The organism is Micromonospora sp. NPDC005806 (assembly GCF_042871425.1).
Taxonomy (GTDB): Bacteria; Actinomycetota; Actinomycetes; order Mycobacteriales; family Micromonosporaceae; genus Micromonospora.
Genome location: NZ_JBIAIL010000008.1, coordinates 141,822 through 156,537 on the forward strand (window position 1 = coordinate 141,822; position 14,716 = coordinate 156,537).

The window sequence follows — 14,716 nt, forward strand, 5'->3', positions numbered from 1 at the left end:
GGTCAGAACGCGCCCTTCAAATGCTCGACGCGGGCTGGCCCGGCGGCGGCAAGCCGGACGGAGAGGACGTCGAAGCGGACCTCGTCGGCGGTGGTGCCGGTCTCGGCCAGCCAGCGGGCGGCGAGGCCGCGCAGCCGCCGCGCCTTCGCCGGGACGACCGCTTCGGCCGGGCTGCCGAAGTCGTCCGTACGCCTGGTCTTCACCTCGCAGAAGGCGAGCACACCACCCTCCCAGGCGATGATGTCGATCTCCCCGTCGGCGCAGCGCCAGTTCCGGGCGACCGGGCGCAGCCCCGCCTCGATGAGGTGCCGGATCGCGCACCGCTCGCCGTACGCGCCGACGGCCTGGTTCCGCTTCGTCATGCCGCTCACGGTGCGCTCCCGCGGCCGGTGCCACCGCCCGTTGCCCCGCGCCTGTGGACGACGGCCCCGCCTGTGGACGGCCGGACGATCATGGATTCGTTGTGCTATCGGCCCACGAGCCGTCACGGCACGTGCCGGATCGGGGAAACCATCGGCCGCCCGGGGCACGAATGGCGCAGCCTGGTCGGGGTCGCATACCGTGCCGGTCGTGGACGGACGACGGAGCTTTCCCGAGGACCAGCAGGGGTCGCGCTGGAGCGACCACGGATACGCCGAACCGGACTGGCGCGCCGGCGAGCCGCGCTACGGCGACGAGGACTTCCGGGCCCCCGAACAGCGCGGCGGTGACAGCCGGTACGGCGACACCGGCCGGTACGGCGCGGCCGACCCGCTCGGCGACGACGGTGACGGCTACCGGCGGTCGCGTCGCGCGGACGATCCCTCGGAGATCTCCGGCGAGCTGCCGGGCGAGCGCGGTGGCCGCCGGGCGGCCCGCGAGAGCGGCGATCCGCGCGGCGGGGTCGGGCCGGAGAGCGCCGGGAATCAGTTCGGTGGGGAGCCGCTGCGGTCCGGCCCGGTGGGGGGCTACCCGATCGTCGAGCCGACCCGTCCGGCCGAGCCGACCCTCCTCGCCCCCACGCCGGGCACCGTCGGTGACCGGCCGGCCCACGTCGGGCACACGCCGCTGACCGTCGGGGAACGGCCCGGCGCGCCGTTCCACGAGGCGGCGGCCGGTGCGGTGCCGCACCCGCTCGAGATGCCGACCGGCCCGATGCCGTCGGTGGCCCCGCGGCCGGACGGATCGGCGCCGGGGGACGGGGTCTACCGCACCCGCCGGCCCGCGCTCGCCGTGCTGCTGGCGGTGATGGTGCTGGCCCTGGAGATCCCGGCGCTGCGGGTGCTGTCGCGCGGCCTGGTCGGCAACCCGGTCTCCGCCTCGCACGTCGTGGTGGGCACGTTCCTCGTGCTCGGCCTGCCGATCTTCGGCGTCGGCCTGTACGGGCTGCGCACCGGCGGGCTTGCGCTCGCCGACGGCAGTCGCGGCTGGCTCCGCCCGCCGACCGCCTACCTGACCGTCGGGCTGGTGCTCTTCGTCGCCGCGGCGCTCGCCGCCCGCTGACCAGGCCGCGCAGGCCGACGAAGGCGTTGCGCGGATCTTGACCGCCTCGACCGCTACCGACGACCGGACGTCCGCGCCGCCCGGAATCGGACCCGATGGGCGTTCCCGCACCCCGGGACCGGGGCGCGGAGAAGAGGCGTACACTGAACGACTGGCGACCGCCTCGCGCGGTCGACCTCGCGCGCCCTCTCCACGGACCTCTCGTGGGGCGACGGCCTCCCTGGTCCCGACCCTGTTCGGGCCCACCATGGCCGGCGACCGGGCGCCAGGCGTCCGGCCGCCGGCCGGACGGGACAACCAGGGATAACAAGGAGTACCCACCATGGCCGTCGTGACCATGCGTCAGCTGCTGGAGAGCGGTGTCCACTTCGGGCACCAGACCCGGCGCTGGAACCCGAAGATGAAGCGCTTCATCTTCACCGAGCGCAACGGCATCTACATCATCGACCTGCGCCAGACCCTCGACTACATCGAGAAGGCGTACGGCTTCGTGCGCAACACCGTCGCCGAGGGTGGCAGCATCCTCTTCGTCGGCACCAAGAAGCAGGCCCAGGAGGCCATCTCCGAGCAGGCGACCCGGGTCGGCCAGCCGTACGTCAACCACCGCTGGCTCGGCGGCATGCTGACCAACTTCCAGACGGTGTACAAGCGGCTCCAGCGGATGAAGGAGCTGGAGGCGCTGGGTGACCTGAGCGGCACCGCCGCCGGTTACACCAAGAAGGAGACCCTGCAGCTCTCCCGCGAGAAGATCAAGCTCACCAAGACCCTCGGTGGTCTGCGGGACATGCAGAAGCTGCCGGCCGCGGTCTGGATCGTCGACACCAAGAAGGAGCACATCGCCGTCGACGAGGCCCGCAAGCTGGGCATCCCGGTGATCGCCGTGCTCGACACCAACTGCGACCCCGACGAGGTCGACTTCCCGATCCCGGGCAACGACGACGCCATCCGCTCGGCCGAGCTGCTGACCAAGGTCGTCGCCGCCGCCGTCGCCGACGGCCTGATCGCCCGCTCCGGTCGCCGCCGCGGCACCGACGAGAAGCCCGAGGCGGGCCAGGTCGGCGCCGACGAGCCGCTGGCCGAGTGGGAGCGCGAGCTGCTCGAGGAGCCGAAGAAGGCCGAGGAGCAGCCGGCGGCCGCCACCGCGGAGTGATCGCGCCGTCGCGTCCCCACTGTCCGGTTTCCCGGCCGGTGGGGACGCGACGGGTACGCCGGGCACAACCGGCTCGGATCCGGGTAACCGGCAGCCAGACCATCCCACCGCAGTCTCAAACACCGAAGAGAGAGTCATGTCCAACTTCACCGCCGCGGACGTCAAGAAGCTCCGCGACCTCACCGGCGCCGGCATGATGGACTCCAAGAAGGCGCTGACCGAGGCCGAGGGCGACTTCGACAAGGCCATCGAGATCCTGCGCGTCAAGGGTGCCAAGGACGTCGGCAAGCGGGCCGGCCGTACCGCCGCCAACGGCCTCATCGCGCACGCCGGCACGTCGCTGCTCGAGCTCAACTGCGAGACCGACTTCGTCGCCAAGAACGACGCCTTCATCGCGCTGGCCCAGCAGCTGGTCGAGCACGGCGAGAGCAGCGGCGTGACCAACGCCGAGGAACTGCTCGCCAGCACCATCGACGGCAAGCCGGTCGCCGACCTGATTCAGGAGCAGTCCGCGAAGATCGGCGAGAAGCTGGTGCTCAGCCGCTTCGCGAAGCTGGACGGCACCACCGCGGTCTACCTGCACCGCAAGAGCCAGGACCTGCCGCCGGCCGTCGGCGTACTGGTGCAGTACGCCGGCAAGGCCGACGAGGCCGGCGACGCGGACGCCCGTGGCGTGGCCATGCAGATCGCCGCCATGCGGCCGAAGTACCTCACCCGGGACGAGGTGCCGGCCGAGACGGTCGAGTCGGAGCGGCGCATCGCCGAGCAGACCGCCCGCGAGGAGAACAAGCCCGAGGCGGCGCTGCCGAAGATCGTCGAGGGCCGGGTGAACGCCTTCTTCAAGGACTTCGTCCTGCTGGAGCAGGCGTCGGTCGCCGACAACAAGAAGTCGGTGAAGCAGGTGCTGGCCGAGGCCGGCATCGAGGTGACCCGCTTCCTGCGGTTCGAGGTCGGCCAGGCCTGAGCCGCCGCACCGGGTGCGTGACGCGCCTGGAGGCAGGGAAAACGTCGACGAGGAGGCCGCTGGTGTACGTGACAGGCACCGCGGCCTCCTCGTCACATAGGGTCGGCAACGGCAGTTACGCGGTACGCGGCGCACGTGAGGTGCGCGATGGAAGGGGCGCGGCGGATGACGCAGGTTGTGAGTGACCGGAGCCTGGCGGCGGACGATCCGACCGCCCCACCGCCCGGCCGGGCCCGCCGGGTGGTGCTGAAGCTCTCCGGCGAGGTCTTCGGCGGCGGCGCGATCGGCGTCGACCCGGACGTCGTGCAGGGCATTGCCCGGCAGATCGCCACGGTGGTCCGCCGCGGCGTGCAGGTCTCCGTGGTCGTGGGCGGCGGCAACTTCTTCCGCGGCGCCGAGCTCCAGAAGCGCGGCATGGACCGGGCCCGGGCCGACTACATGGGCATGCTCGGCACGGTGATGAACTGCCTGGCCCTCCAGGACTTCCTGGAGAAGGAGGGCATCGAGACCCGGGTGCAGAGCGCCATCACGATGGCCCAGGTCGCCGAGCCGTACATTCCGCTTCGCGCGATCCGGCACCTGGAGAAGGGCCGTGTGGTCATCTTCGGCGCCGGCGCCGGCATGCCGTACTTCTCCACGGACACCGTCGCCGCACAGCGGGCGCTGGAGATCCACGCCGACGTGGTGCTGATGAGCAAGAACGGCGTGGACGCGGTCTACACCGCCGACCCCCGGGTCGACCCGACGGCGAGCAAGCTCGACTCGATCACCTTCTCCGAGGTGCTGCGCCGCAACCTGCGGGTGGCGGACGCCGCGGCGTTCAGCCTCTGCATGGAGAACGGCCTGCCGATGCTGGTCTTCGGCGCCCAGGGCGACGACACGATCGTCCGCGCCGTCGGCGGTGAGAAGATCGGCACGCTGATCACCGCCTGAACGGCCCCGGCGAGCCGGCAGCGGTCCTCCGACAGAACAGCAGCAGCACAGCCCACCACGAGCAACAGAAGGAGGCGAGGAGACCGGTGATCGACGACACCCTCCTCGAGGCGGAGGAGAAGATGGAGCGTGCCATCGAGCACGCCAAGGAGGAGTTCGGCGGGATCCGCACCGGTCGCGCCAACGCCGCCATGTTCTCCCGGATCGTCATCGACTACTACGGCAGCCCGACCCCGCTGCCCCAGATGGCGTCCATCGCGGTCCCCGAGCCGCGCATGGTGATCATCAAGCCGTACGACAACTCCCAGCTGGGTGCCATGGAGAAGGCGATCCGCGACTCCGACCTCGGCGTGAATCCGAACAACGAGGGCAATCAGCTGCGCATCCTGCTCCCGCAGATGACCGAGGAGCGGCGCCGCGAGATGATCAAGGTCGCCCGGCACAAGGGTGAGGAGGCCAAGGTCGCCGTCCGCAACATCCGCCGCAAGGGCAAGGAAGAGCTGGACCGCCTGGTCAAGGACGGCGAGGTCGGCGAGGACGAGGGCCGCCGCGCGGAGAAGGAGCTGGACGACCTGACCCAGCGCTTCGTCGCCACCGTCGACGACCTGGTCAAGCACAAGGAGAACGAGCTGCTCGAGGTCTGAGCGGCCCGTCGCACCCGCCACGGCACCGGTGTGCCGTCGCCCCCGGACCACGACAACTCCAGCTCGGCGCCGCGCCGCGACCTGGAGCCGTCGGGGGTGGCGGCCCGGTGCCGTCGTCGTGTTGGTGGGGCCAGCGTCCGCCGTGCCGGCTGCCCGGGTGCAGTAGGCTCGGCACGATTCCCGCCCACCACCGGGTGAACGGCGGGAATCGGCCGGCCGTCACGTCGGTCAACCGGAGCAGTCGCGCCTGTAGGGGATGGTCTTGGTCTTGCGTCATGTGGTGGCACTCGTACCGCGTCTCGGTGCGTGATGTCCCACCCCGACCCCTACGGCACCGCCGAGCCGCGTGGCTGGGACCGGCCGGAGCGCCCTTCCCCGCTGCCCTGGCCGGAGGCCGACCGCGAACCGGGAACCTGGCACCGACCGGGCGGCCCCGAGGCGTATGCCGAGCCGCACGGCCGGCCCCGCCCGGCCGCCGACCCGTACGCCCGGCCCCGGCCGGACGGTGACGGCTACGACGGGCCGCGCGGCCGCCGGCCGTACGACGAGGGTCCGGGCCGCGGCCGTGACGACCGGGGTCACCGCGCCGACCGTGGCTGGCGCGACGACACCGGCTACCGCGACGAGCGGGGCCACCGCGACGAGCCCGGCTGGCGGGACGCGGGCCTGGCCTACCGGGACGCGGACCGCGGCCACCGGGCCGTGGGCCGCGACGAGCGCGATCCCGGCTACGGCGACCCGCGCGACCGCGGCTACCACGACGGGCCGCGGGGCGGGCGTCCCGGCATGCCGGATGACGAGTACCCGACCGCCCAGATCGCCCCGGTACGGGACGAATCGGCGATCCGGCGCGAGCCCGAGCCCCCGGCCGGCCGCCGCGCCCGGGGGCGGCGTCGGGCCAGCGTCGACCGGCCGCCGACCGCCCAACTGGCGACGGGTCGTGCGGGCCGCAACCTGCCGGCGGCGATCGGCGTCGGGTTGGCCCTCGGGGCCGCGATCGTGGTGCCGCTCTTCTTCTACCTGCCGGCGTTCCTGGCGGTGGTCGCCGCCGCGGTGGCGATCGGCGTCTGGGAGATGGCTCGCGCGGTGCGCCGCAGCGGGGCCCACCCGCCGCTGGTGCCGCTGATCGCCGGTGGCGTGATCACGGTCGGGCTGGCCTGGTTTGCCGGCCCGGACGCGCTGAGCCTCGGCCTGCTGGTCACCGTGCTCGGCACGATGATCTGGCGGCTCGGCGACGGCCCCGGCAACTACCAGCGTGACCTCACCGCGGCCACCCTGATCGCGGTGTACGTGCCGTTCCTCGGCGGCTTCGCGGCGATGCTGGCCGCCGCGCCCGGCGACGGGCACCTGCGGGTGCTGGTCACCCTGGTCGCCGTGGTGCTCTCCGACACCGGCGGGTACGCGGCCGGCGTTGCCTTCGGCAAGCACCCGATGGCCCCCACGATCAGCCCCAAGAAGTCCTGGGAGGGCTTCGCCGGGTCGGTGACCGCGGCCGCGGCGGGCAGCGCCCTGCTGCTCTCGCTGCTGTTGGACGTGCGCCCCTGGTGGGGTGCCCTGTTCGGGGTGGCCATCTCCTGCGCGGCGGTCCTCGGCGACCTGGCCGAGTCGATGATCAAGCGGGACCTCGGGGTGAAGGACATGAGCAACCTGCTCCCCGGCCACGGCGGGCTGATGGACCGGCTGGACTCGATCCTGTTCGCGGTGCCGACGGCGTACCTGCTGCTGGCGGTCTTCGTGCCGGTGGTGGGCTGAGGGATGAATCACGTGGGTGGGCGCGCATCCGCCGGCCGGTCGGGGCCGATTCGGCACCTACGGACGGGTGCGTCCTGCGGCGGGCGTGTCAGACTGGACGCGCCATGACGAGCCTGCCTCTGATCTCCGTAGACCCCGACGCCCGCGGCCGCCGGCCGGCGATGCCGCCCCGTCACCTCGCCGACCTGGACCTGCCGGGCCGGCAGGCGCTCGTCACCGAGCTGGGGGAGCCGGCGTTCCGGGCCAAGCAGGTGTCGAACCACTACTTCGGCCGCCTGGTCCGCGATCCCGCGCAGATGACCGACCTGCCGGCGGCCACCCGGGATCGGCTCGCCGGGACGCTGCTGCCCACCCTGCTCACCCCGGTCCGCGAGCTGGCCTGCGACGACGGCGCCACCCGCAAGGCGCTCTGGCGGCTGCACGACGGCTCGCTGGTGGAGAGCGTGCTGATGGGCTACCCGGACCGGGTCACGGTCTGCATCTCCAGCCAGGCCGGGTGCGGCATGGCCTGCCCGTTCTGCGCCACCGGCCAGGCCGGGCTGACCCGCAACCTGTCCACCGCCGAGATCGTCGACCAGGCGGTCTACCTCGCCGGGGTGGCCGCCTCGGGCGCGGTCGCCGGCTCGCCGCCGCGGCTGTCCCACGTCGTCTTCATGGGCATGGGCGAGCCGTTGGCCAACTACTCCCGGGTGGTGGCGGCGATCCGCCGGCTGGTGGCGCCGGCCCCCGAGGGGCTCGGCCTGTCCCAGCGGCACATCACCGTTTCCACGGTCGGCCTGGTTCCGGCCATCCGCCGACTGGCCAGCGAAGACCTCTCAGTGACCCTTGCGTTGTCGCTGCACGCCCCCGATGATGAGCTGCGCGACGAACTCGTCCCGGTCAACCAGCGCTGGAAGGTGTCCGAGGTGCTGGATGCAGCGTGGGACTACGCGGCCACGACGGGGCGTCGCGTGTCGATCGAGTACGCGATGATCAAGGACGTGAACGACCAGCCGTGGAGAGCCGATCTGCTCGGGCGGCTGCTGGCCGGCAAGCTGGCCCACGTGAACCTCATCCCGCTCAACCCGACTCCGGGCAGCCGCTGGGACGCCAGCCCGAAGCCGGTCGAGCGGGAGTTCGTCCGGCGGTTGCGCGATGCCGGGGTGTCGACCACGGTGCGGGACACCCGGGGGCGCGAGATCGACGGCGCGTGTGGGCAGCTCGCCGCCGCCGAGGACAGGGACACCGACTCCAGCACCGCAACGGCGTAGCGGTACGAGACCAGGAGACATAGTGGCGAGTCAGGGTCAGCGTTTCCGGCGTAAGGCACTCCGCCGGGGATACAAGGTCGACGAGGTGGACGCCTTCCTCGACCGGGTGGAGGCGACGCTCGCCGGCCAGCCGGTCGGCGCGCCCGTGGCCTCCCAGGAGGTCCATGACGTCGTCTTCCGGGTCCGGTTCAACGGTTACGACGAGTGGCAGGTCGACCTGCACCTCGACCGGGTCGAGCGGCAGCTCGCCGAGCTGGAGGAGCGCGGCGGGCGCGGTGGCGACCCGCGGATGGCCGACCGGCTCGGCCCGCCGATGCGCGACGACCGCGGCCTCTCGCCCGTGCCGCAGCCGCCGATGCCGCCCCGCCAGATGCCCGCGCAGGCCGGTCCGCCCGCCGACCGGTACGGCAACCGCTACGACGAGCCGACCGGCGCCTTCGCCGGCGGGTACGACGCCCCGCGTGGCGGGTACGACGCGCCCCGCGGCCCGGGTGGCCCCGGCCCGATGGGCCCGGGTGGCCCGATGGGGCACGGCGGTCCGCCGTCGCGTGGCCTGCCCCCGGGCCCGAGTGGTTACGGTCAGGATGAGCGGTTCGACGGGTTCGACGGGTTCGAGGCCGGCCGGCGCGGCCGTACCGACATGACCGCGGAGATCCGGATGCCCGAGCGTGACCTGCGCGGTCGCGGCCCGGCCGGCCCGCCGCTGCCCCAGCAGGGCTTCGGGGGCGGCCCGGAGCAGGGTTACGGCCCCGGCCCGGAGCAGGGCTACGGCCCCGGCCCCGGGATGTCCGGCCCGCCGCCGATGGCCGGTCCGCCGATGGTGGGCCCGCCGATGGCCGGTCCGCCCGGCAGCGACCTCTACCGGGTGGACCAGATCCGCCGCAGCTTCCAGGTGCGCCGCTTCGGCAGCGGGTACGACCCGGACCAGGTCGACCGGTTCTTCGAGACCCTGCTCGGTGGCATGCAGGGCCGCAACCCGATGCCGGTGAACCCGAAGGACCTGGACACGCTGCGCTTCGGGCTGGTGCCCGGCGGCTACTTCGAGGCCGAGGTCGACGCCGCGCTCAAGGACGTGCAGGACATCCTCCTCGGCCGCTGAGCCGAGCCGAGACGACGAGGGCCCGCCCCCGGCTGGGGGCGGGCCCTCGTGCGTATCGGTCGGCGCGCGACCGCCGGGTCAGGACCGCAGGCCGTTGCGGCGCAGTACCGCGTCGCCGATCACGATGGCCAGCAGCAGCGCGGCGATGCCGATCAGCCAGATGTCCTCGACCTTGCCCTCGTGGTTGCCGCAGAGCGCCATGACCACCAACACCACCGCCGACAGCACCGCACCGATCCGTCCGGACTTCCGGTGCCCGGGCTTGTGCTGATCTGGCGCGGTTACCGGCTCGCTTCCTGCCACTGTCGGTCCTTCCCTCGCGATCGGATCTCCGGTTAGTCTGGCACGCCCCGTGCCGGCCCCGGCGCAGGGTCCGACCGGATGGGGGACGCATGACCCGCGAGGAGGACCGGGCCCTGCTCAAGGCGGCGTACGAGGCGTGGGATGCCGAGGACTGGGCGGTCGCCGGGGAGCGGCTGGAGCGGCTGGTGCGGCGGCACCCGGACCACCCGCAGGCGCCGGTCTGGTGGTACGACGCGGCGCTGGCCCACAAGTTCCTGCGTAACTGGGCGAAAGCGTACGAACTGGGCCGGGAGGCGGCCGCCAGGGCGGAACGTGGCACCCAGGACCCGGCGTTCTGGAACCTGGGCATCGCGGCCACGATCATGGCGGACTGGGCGACGGCCCGGGACGCCTGGCAGGGCTTCGGCCTGGTCGCCCCCGACGGCGACGGCGAGATCGAGGCGGATTTCGGGGTCACCCCGGTGCGACTGGAGTGCGGCGAGGTGGTCTGGGCGCGTCGGCTCTGCCCCGCCCGGGCGCGGGTGCTGAACGTACCGACGCCTGAGTCCGGTCGGCGGTTCGGTGAGGTCGTGGTGCACGACGGTGCGCCCAACGGCGAGCGGACGGTCAACGGGCAGACCTTCCCGGTCTTCGACGAGCTGCTGCTGTTCCGGGCATCGGACCTGCCGACCTCCACCGTCGAGGTGGTCGCCGGCACGCCGGAGGACGTGCGGGCCCTGGCGGCGCTCTTCGACCAGCACGGGTACGGGGCGGAGCCGGCCAGCGGGGTACGGGTGATCTGCTCCTGTTGCAGCGAGGGCAGCGTCGGGCAGCACACCGACCACCAGGTCGCCGGCGGGCAGCGGGTGCATGTGGCGGCACCGGCCGACCGGATCGCCGGGCTGCTGGACGCCTGGTGCGCCGGCGCTCCGCAGCGCCGGAGCTGGACCGGACGGGTCCACGGCTGAGCGCCCGGGCCGTTGGTCCCGTCCGCGCAGGGGCGGAAGGGCACTACCGGCGTCGCGGGACGGCGACCACACTGCCTCCGGTAGCGTCTTGACGTACGCCTGATTGCCTTCTCGAGGGGGACTGCGGTGCGAGTGACCGGTACGGGACATGCCAGCATGCGGATCGACACGGCCGCGGGCAGCATCCTGTGCGACCCGTGGGTCAATCCCGCATACTTCGCCTCGTGGTTCCCCTTCCCGGACAACTCCCTGCTCGACTGGGAGGCCCTGGGCCAGGTCGACTACCTGTACGTGTCGCACCTGCACCGGGACCACTTCGACGCCAAGCACCTGCGGGACTTCGTGTCCAAGGACGCCACCGTCCTGCTCCCCGAGTTCCCCACCTCGGAGATGGAGGACGAGCTCCGGGCGCTGGGCTTCACCAAGTTCCTCAAGGCGCCGAACGAGCAGCTCGTCGAGCTGCCCGGCGGCCTGAAGGTCATGATCCAGGCGCTGACCAGTCCGACCGACGGCCCGATCGGTGACTCCTCGCTCTGGGTCGAGTACGACGGGGTCCGGCTGCTCAACCAGAACGACGCCCGACCGACCGACCTGAGCGTCTTCGCGGAGCTGGGCCACGTGCACGCGCACATGCTCCAGTTCTCCGGCGCGATCTGGTACCCGATGGTCTACGAGCTGCCGCAGGCGGCGAAGACCGCGTTCGGCAAGCAGAAGCGGGACCGGCAGTTCGACCGCACCTGGCGCTACATCGACGACCTGAAGGCCGACAACGTCTTCCCGATCGCCGGCCCGCCCTGCTTCCTCGACGACGAGCTGTGGCAGTTCAACGACATCTTCGGCGACGAGGGCAACATCTTCCCCGACCAGTCGGTCTTCCTGGAGGAGTACGCCAAGGTCGGCGGCACCAACGGCATCGTGCTGCTGCCCGGCAGCGTCGCGGAGATCACCACCGAGGGGACGACCACCACCCACCCGGTGCCGGTGGCGGAGTTCTTCGCCGACAAGGTGGCCCACCTGGAGGAGATGTGCGAGCGCAAGCGCCCGGTCATCGAGGCGGAGAAGCTGTCCTGGCGGCACCCCGAGGTCGACGTGGTCGGCGAGATGAAGCGCCGGATCGAGCCGCTGCTGGACGAATCGATCTACCTGGCCAAGGGGGTCGGCGGTCCGGTCCGCTTCGACCTGGTCGGGTACGACGGAGACAGCGTCGAGTCGATCGTGGTGGACTTCCCGGGCAAGGAGGTCCGGCCGTACGCGGACGAGAAGGTCCGCTACCGGTTCCGGACCGAGCGGGCGCTGATCGAGCACCTGTTGCACATCGGCGAGGTGGACTGGGTCAACTCGCTCTTCCTCTCCTGCCGGTTCTCCGCCGCCCGGATCGGCCAGTACAACGAGTTCGTCTACGCGTTCTTCAAGTGCCTCTCCGAGGAGCGCCTCCAGTACGCCGAGGGCTGGTACGACGAGCACGAGCGGGCCGTCGACGCCGAGGACATCACGCTGGACGGCTGGGTGGTGCAGCGCCGCTGCCCGCACCTGAAGGCCGACCTGAGCCGGTTCGGCATCGTCGAGGGCGACCAGCTCACCTGCCAGTTGCACGGCTGGCGGTTCGACCTGGCCAGCGGCCGCTGCCTGACCAGTGTCGGCCACAAGATCCGCGCCCACCGTGCCGACGCCGACACCCCGGCCCCCGCCGGGGAGGCGCTGAGCTGACGACCCGGCCGGAGGCGCGGACGTCGCGCCCCGGCCGCAGCAGCGATCCGCATCCGCCCGGCCCCCGTCTTGCGTCACGATGCAGTCGAGGGTGGCGACGCCGCAGGGCGGGCACCGGCGAGAGCGGGGTGGGGCGTGACGGAGGCGGGCTCGGGGGAGAGAACGTATCGCTACGGGCGCGACCGGGAGATGACCCGGGACGCCACCCGGGTGGAGGCGATCAGCGACGGGATCTTCGCGGTCGTGCTGACGGTGATGGCCGTCGAACTGCTCCAGAACGGCCCGGCCCGGGCCAGCGGGAAGGCGCTTCTCGACGCCCTGACCCAGGCCTGGCCGTCCTACCTGGCGTATGTGATCACCTTCCTGATCGTCGGCACCATCTGGCTCGCCCACCACAACATGTGGCGGTACGTGGTCCGGGTCGATCAGGTGCTGCTGATGCTCAACCTGCTCATGCTGCTCTTCGTCGCCGCGATCCCGTTCACCGCCGACCTGCTGTCGGACAACCTGCGCGCCGGCGCGACCGAGCAGCGGCTCACCGCTGCCCTCTACCTCGGCACCTTGCTCGGTGAGTCGCTCTTCCTCAACCTGAGCTGGTGGTGGGCTCGCCGGCGGGGGCTGCTTCATCCCGATCTGGATCCGCGGCTCTCCCGGGCGGTCGCGCTGCGGTTGCTGATCCGCCCGTTTTTCTTCGTCATCGCCTTCGCCTTCGTCTTCGTCGACCCGATCCTCAGCCTTCTCCTCTACCTCGGGCTCATCGTTCTCTTCCTCTTCCACGGCCCCGGCAACCTCCCCAGGTCGGCTGGCCGCGAAGCGGACCGCCGGGGTTAGCGGCCGAGATCGGCGAGGATGCGCTGGGCGGCGTTGTGGCCGGCGGCGCCGATCACGCTGCCTGCCGGGTGGCAGCCGGCGCTGCCCGCGTACACGCCGTCGACCCCGGTGGCGTACGGCATCCGGTCGGTGAACGAGACGGTGTTGTCGACGTGGTGGATGTGCCCGCCGGTGATGCCGAAGTGCGCCTCGATGCCGGGCGGGGGCAGCGGCACCGCGTCGGCGATCAGGTCGCCGGTGCCCGGGGCGTACCGCTCGCAGATCTCGATCAACCGGGAGACGTAGCCCGGCAGCGCCGCGTCCCAGGTGGTGCCGGCCAGCTCGTACGGCACGGACTGCACGAACAGCGCCGACGAATGGTGCCCGGCGCCGTCGGAGAGCGACGGGTCGACCGTGGTGTGCAGGTACCACTCGATGGTCGGCTCCTCGGGCAGCCGCCCGGCCTGCACGTCCGCCCACATGGCGCGCAGCGCGGCCATCGGCGACTCGCCGCCGGCGCCGACCAGCGACGCCGAGCCGGGGAGCAGGTGGATGGTGGAGCCGAACGGGCTCGGCGCGTCCGCCGGCAGGCACGAGAAGTGGGGCAGCCCGGTCAGCGCCAGGTTCAGCTTGAGCGTGGTGCCGGGGCGGCGGACCGCCGCCATCCGCTCGCCCAGCGCGGCCGGGAGTGCGCCGTCGGGCAGCAGCTCCATCAGCCGGTACGGGTCGCAGGCCCCGAGCACCACCTCGGCGGCCACCTGGCGCCCGTCGGCGAGCACCACCCCGCTGGCCGCGCCGCCGTCCATGGTGATCGCGGTGACTGGCGTGCCGGTCAGGATGCGGGCCCCGGCGGCGCGGGCGGCCTCGGCGAAGGTCCGGGAGACCGTGCCCATGCCGCCCTGGGCGATCATCCAGGTGCCGCCCGAGCCGGGCAGCCGGCACATGTTGTGCACCAGGAAGTTGTGCCCGGTGCCGGGGTCGTCCGGCCCGGCGTTCAGGCCGGACAGGCCGTCGGTGACCGCGTACATGCTGACCAGCAGCTCGGAGCGGAAGTCGAAGCGGGCCAGGTAGTCGGCGACCGAACCGCGCACCAGGTCCACGAAGACCTGCCGCAGCGCGGGCCGCACGTACCGCTCGGCGGTGGCCTCCACCGGCAGCGGCTCGGCCAGCCAGGCCGGCGCCAGGTCCGCCCGCAGGTGGGCCAGTTCGGCCTGCATGGCGTCGTCGGCGGCCGCGTCCTCGGGGGAGAACATCTCCGCGACCTGCCGTCGGGAGGCCGCGGCGTCGCTGCCGAAGAGCAGGTACGGCGACCCGAGCCCGCCCGGGGTGGGCAGGAAGTAGTGCGGGTCGCGGCGCAGCACCGGGATCTTGACGTCGAGGGTGGCGAGCAGTTCGGGCGGCATCAGCCCGAGCAGGTACGAGCCGGTGGAGTGGCGCAACTCCGGCACCTTGGGGAACGGGTTCTCCGTGCGGGTGGCCCCGCCGATCACCTCGGCCGCCTCCAGCACCAGCACGTCCAGCCCGGCGCGGGCCAGCAGCATCGCGGACACCAACCCGTTGTGCCCGGACCCCACCACGACGACGTCCGCGCGGCCCGGCAGCTCACTCGCTTCGCTCATACCCGCGCACCCTAGCCGCGCCCGCCGCTCGCCGGCAGTCCCCCCGCGGGGATTAC

Annotated in this window: 14 protein-coding genes; 11 read left to right on the forward strand and 3 right to left on the reverse strand. The window is 72.5% G+C overall.

The window, feature by feature from the left end:
• Nucleotides 1-2 precede the first annotated feature (2 nt).
• Nucleotides 3-362, reverse strand: a complete 360-nt coding sequence (locus ACFYOS_RS11905; RefSeq protein ID WP_387138910.1) for a YraN family protein — start codon at nt 360-362, stop codon at nt 3-5.
• A 199-nt stretch (nt 363-561) separates the two neighbouring features.
• Between ACFYOS_RS11905 and ACFYOS_RS11910 the strand changes: the two genes are divergently transcribed.
• The 8 genes from ACFYOS_RS11910 to ACFYOS_RS11945 all read left to right on the forward strand — a co-directional run bounded on the left by ACFYOS_RS11910 (nt 562) and on the right by ACFYOS_RS11945 (nt 9,274).
• Nucleotides 562-1,482, forward strand: a complete 921-nt coding sequence (locus ACFYOS_RS11910) for a hypothetical protein (protein ID WP_387138913.1) — start codon at nt 562-564, stop codon at nt 1,480-1,482.
• A 322-nt stretch (nt 1,483-1,804) separates the two neighbouring features.
• Nucleotides 1,805-2,632, forward strand: coding sequence for a 30S ribosomal protein S2 (gene rpsB, locus ACFYOS_RS11915; protein WP_387138916.1), 828 nt, complete (start codon nt 1,805-1,807; stop codon nt 2,630-2,632).
• A 136-nt stretch (nt 2,633-2,768) separates the two neighbouring features.
• Nucleotides 2,769-3,596 carry a translation elongation factor Ts gene (tsf, locus tag ACFYOS_RS11920; protein WP_387138919.1) on the forward strand — a complete coding sequence of 276 codons (828 nt, stop codon included), beginning with the start codon at nt 2,769-2,771 and terminating at the stop codon, nt 3,594-3,596.
• A 165-nt stretch (nt 3,597-3,761) separates the two neighbouring features.
• Nucleotides 3,762-4,529 carry a UMP kinase gene (pyrH, locus tag ACFYOS_RS11925; protein ID WP_387138922.1) on the forward strand — a complete coding sequence of 256 codons (768 nt, stop codon included), beginning with the start codon at nt 3,762-3,764 and terminating at the stop codon, nt 4,527-4,529.
• An 86-nt stretch (nt 4,530-4,615) separates the two neighbouring features.
• A complete protein-coding gene (gene frr, locus ACFYOS_RS11930; RefSeq protein WP_302767679.1) occupies nt 4,616-5,173 on the forward strand; it encodes a ribosome recycling factor in 558 nt (185 codons plus the stop codon).
• 309 nt (nt 5,174-5,482) lie between these two features.
• The gene (locus ACFYOS_RS11935) at nt 5,483-6,925 is read left to right on the forward strand and encodes a phosphatidate cytidylyltransferase (protein ID WP_387138926.1); all 1,443 of its coding nucleotides are present in this window, start codon (nt 5,483-5,485) and stop codon (nt 6,923-6,925) included.
• A 104-nt stretch (nt 6,926-7,029) separates the two neighbouring features.
• Nucleotides 7,030-8,175: a 23S rRNA (adenine(2503)-C(2))-methyltransferase RlmN gene (rlmN, locus tag ACFYOS_RS11940; protein WP_387138929.1), complete on the forward strand. Its 1,146-nt coding sequence runs from the start codon at nt 7,030-7,032 to the stop codon at nt 8,173-8,175.
• A gap of 22 nt (nt 8,176-8,197) precedes the next feature.
• On the forward strand, nt 8,198-9,274 hold the full coding sequence (locus tag ACFYOS_RS11945; protein WP_387138932.1) for a DivIVA domain-containing protein: 1,077 nt from the start codon (nt 8,198-8,200) through the stop codon (nt 9,272-9,274).
• 78 nt (nt 9,275-9,352) lie between these two features.
• On the opposite strand, the gene ACFYOS_RS11950 is transcribed toward ACFYOS_RS11945, so the two are convergent.
• Nucleotides 9,353-9,577 carry a DUF2631 domain-containing protein gene (locus ACFYOS_RS11950; RefSeq protein WP_387138935.1) on the reverse strand — a complete coding sequence of 75 codons (225 nt, stop codon included), beginning with the start codon at nt 9,575-9,577 and terminating at the stop codon, nt 9,353-9,355.
• Nucleotides 9,578-9,666: 89 nt separating this feature from the next.
• Here ACFYOS_RS11950 and ACFYOS_RS11955 point away from each other — a divergent pair, with 89 nt between their 5' ends.
• The 3 genes from ACFYOS_RS11955 (at nt 9,667) to ACFYOS_RS11965 (ending at nt 13,062) form a co-directional block, all read left to right on the forward strand.
• Nucleotides 9,667-10,524: a tol-pal system YbgF family protein gene (locus ACFYOS_RS11955; RefSeq protein WP_387138938.1), complete on the forward strand. Its 858-nt coding sequence runs from the start codon at nt 9,667-9,669 to the stop codon at nt 10,522-10,524.
• Between the two features lie 126 nt (nt 10,525-10,650).
• Nucleotides 10,651-12,231: a Rieske 2Fe-2S domain-containing protein gene (locus tag ACFYOS_RS11960; RefSeq protein ID WP_387138941.1), complete on the forward strand. Its 1,581-nt coding sequence runs from the start codon at nt 10,651-10,653 to the stop codon at nt 12,229-12,231.
• 189 nt (nt 12,232-12,420) lie between these two features.
• A complete protein-coding gene (locus ACFYOS_RS11965; RefSeq protein WP_387139125.1) occupies nt 12,421-13,062 on the forward strand; it encodes a TMEM175 family protein in 642 nt (213 codons plus the stop codon).
• On the opposite strand, the gene ACFYOS_RS11970 is transcribed toward ACFYOS_RS11965, so the two are convergent.
• A complete protein-coding gene (locus tag ACFYOS_RS11970) occupies nt 13,059-14,660 on the reverse strand; it encodes a phytoene desaturase family protein (protein ID WP_387138944.1) in 1,602 nt (533 codons plus the stop codon). The genes ACFYOS_RS11965 and ACFYOS_RS11970 overlap by 4 nt on opposite strands.
• Nucleotides 14,661-14,716 lie beyond the last annotated feature (56 nt).

Bases quoted from the DNA above. Each gene is read 5' to 3' on its own strand.
- ACFYOS_RS11935 (WP_387138926.1), top strand. From the start codon at position 5,483: ATGTCCCACCCCGACCCCTACGGCACCGCCGAGCCGCGTGGCTGGGAC.
- ACFYOS_RS11955 (WP_387138938.1), top strand. From the start codon at position 9,667: ATGACCCGCGAGGAGGACCGGGCCCTGCTCAAGGCGGCGTACGAGGCG.
- ACFYOS_RS11970 (WP_387138944.1), bottom strand. From the start codon at position 14,660: ATGAGCGAAGCGAGTGAGCTGCCGGGCCGCGCGGACGTCGTCGTGGTG.
- ACFYOS_RS11905 (WP_387138910.1), bottom strand. From the start codon at position 362: ATGACGAAGCGGAACCAGGCCGTCGGCGCGTACGGCGAGCGGTGCGCG.
- tsf (WP_387138919.1), top strand. From the start codon at position 2,769: ATGTCCAACTTCACCGCCGCGGACGTCAAGAAGCTCCGCGACCTCACC.
- ACFYOS_RS11965 (WP_387139125.1), top strand. From the start codon at position 12,421: ATGACCCGGGACGCCACCCGGGTGGAGGCGATCAGCGACGGGATCTTC.
- rlmN (WP_387138929.1), top strand. From the start codon at position 7,030: ATGACGAGCCTGCCTCTGATCTCCGTAGACCCCGACGCCCGCGGCCGC.
- rpsB (WP_387138916.1), top strand. From the start codon at position 1,805: ATGGCCGTCGTGACCATGCGTCAGCTGCTGGAGAGCGGTGTCCACTTC.
- pyrH (WP_387138922.1), top strand. From the start codon at position 3,762: ATGACGCAGGTTGTGAGTGACCGGAGCCTGGCGGCGGACGATCCGACC.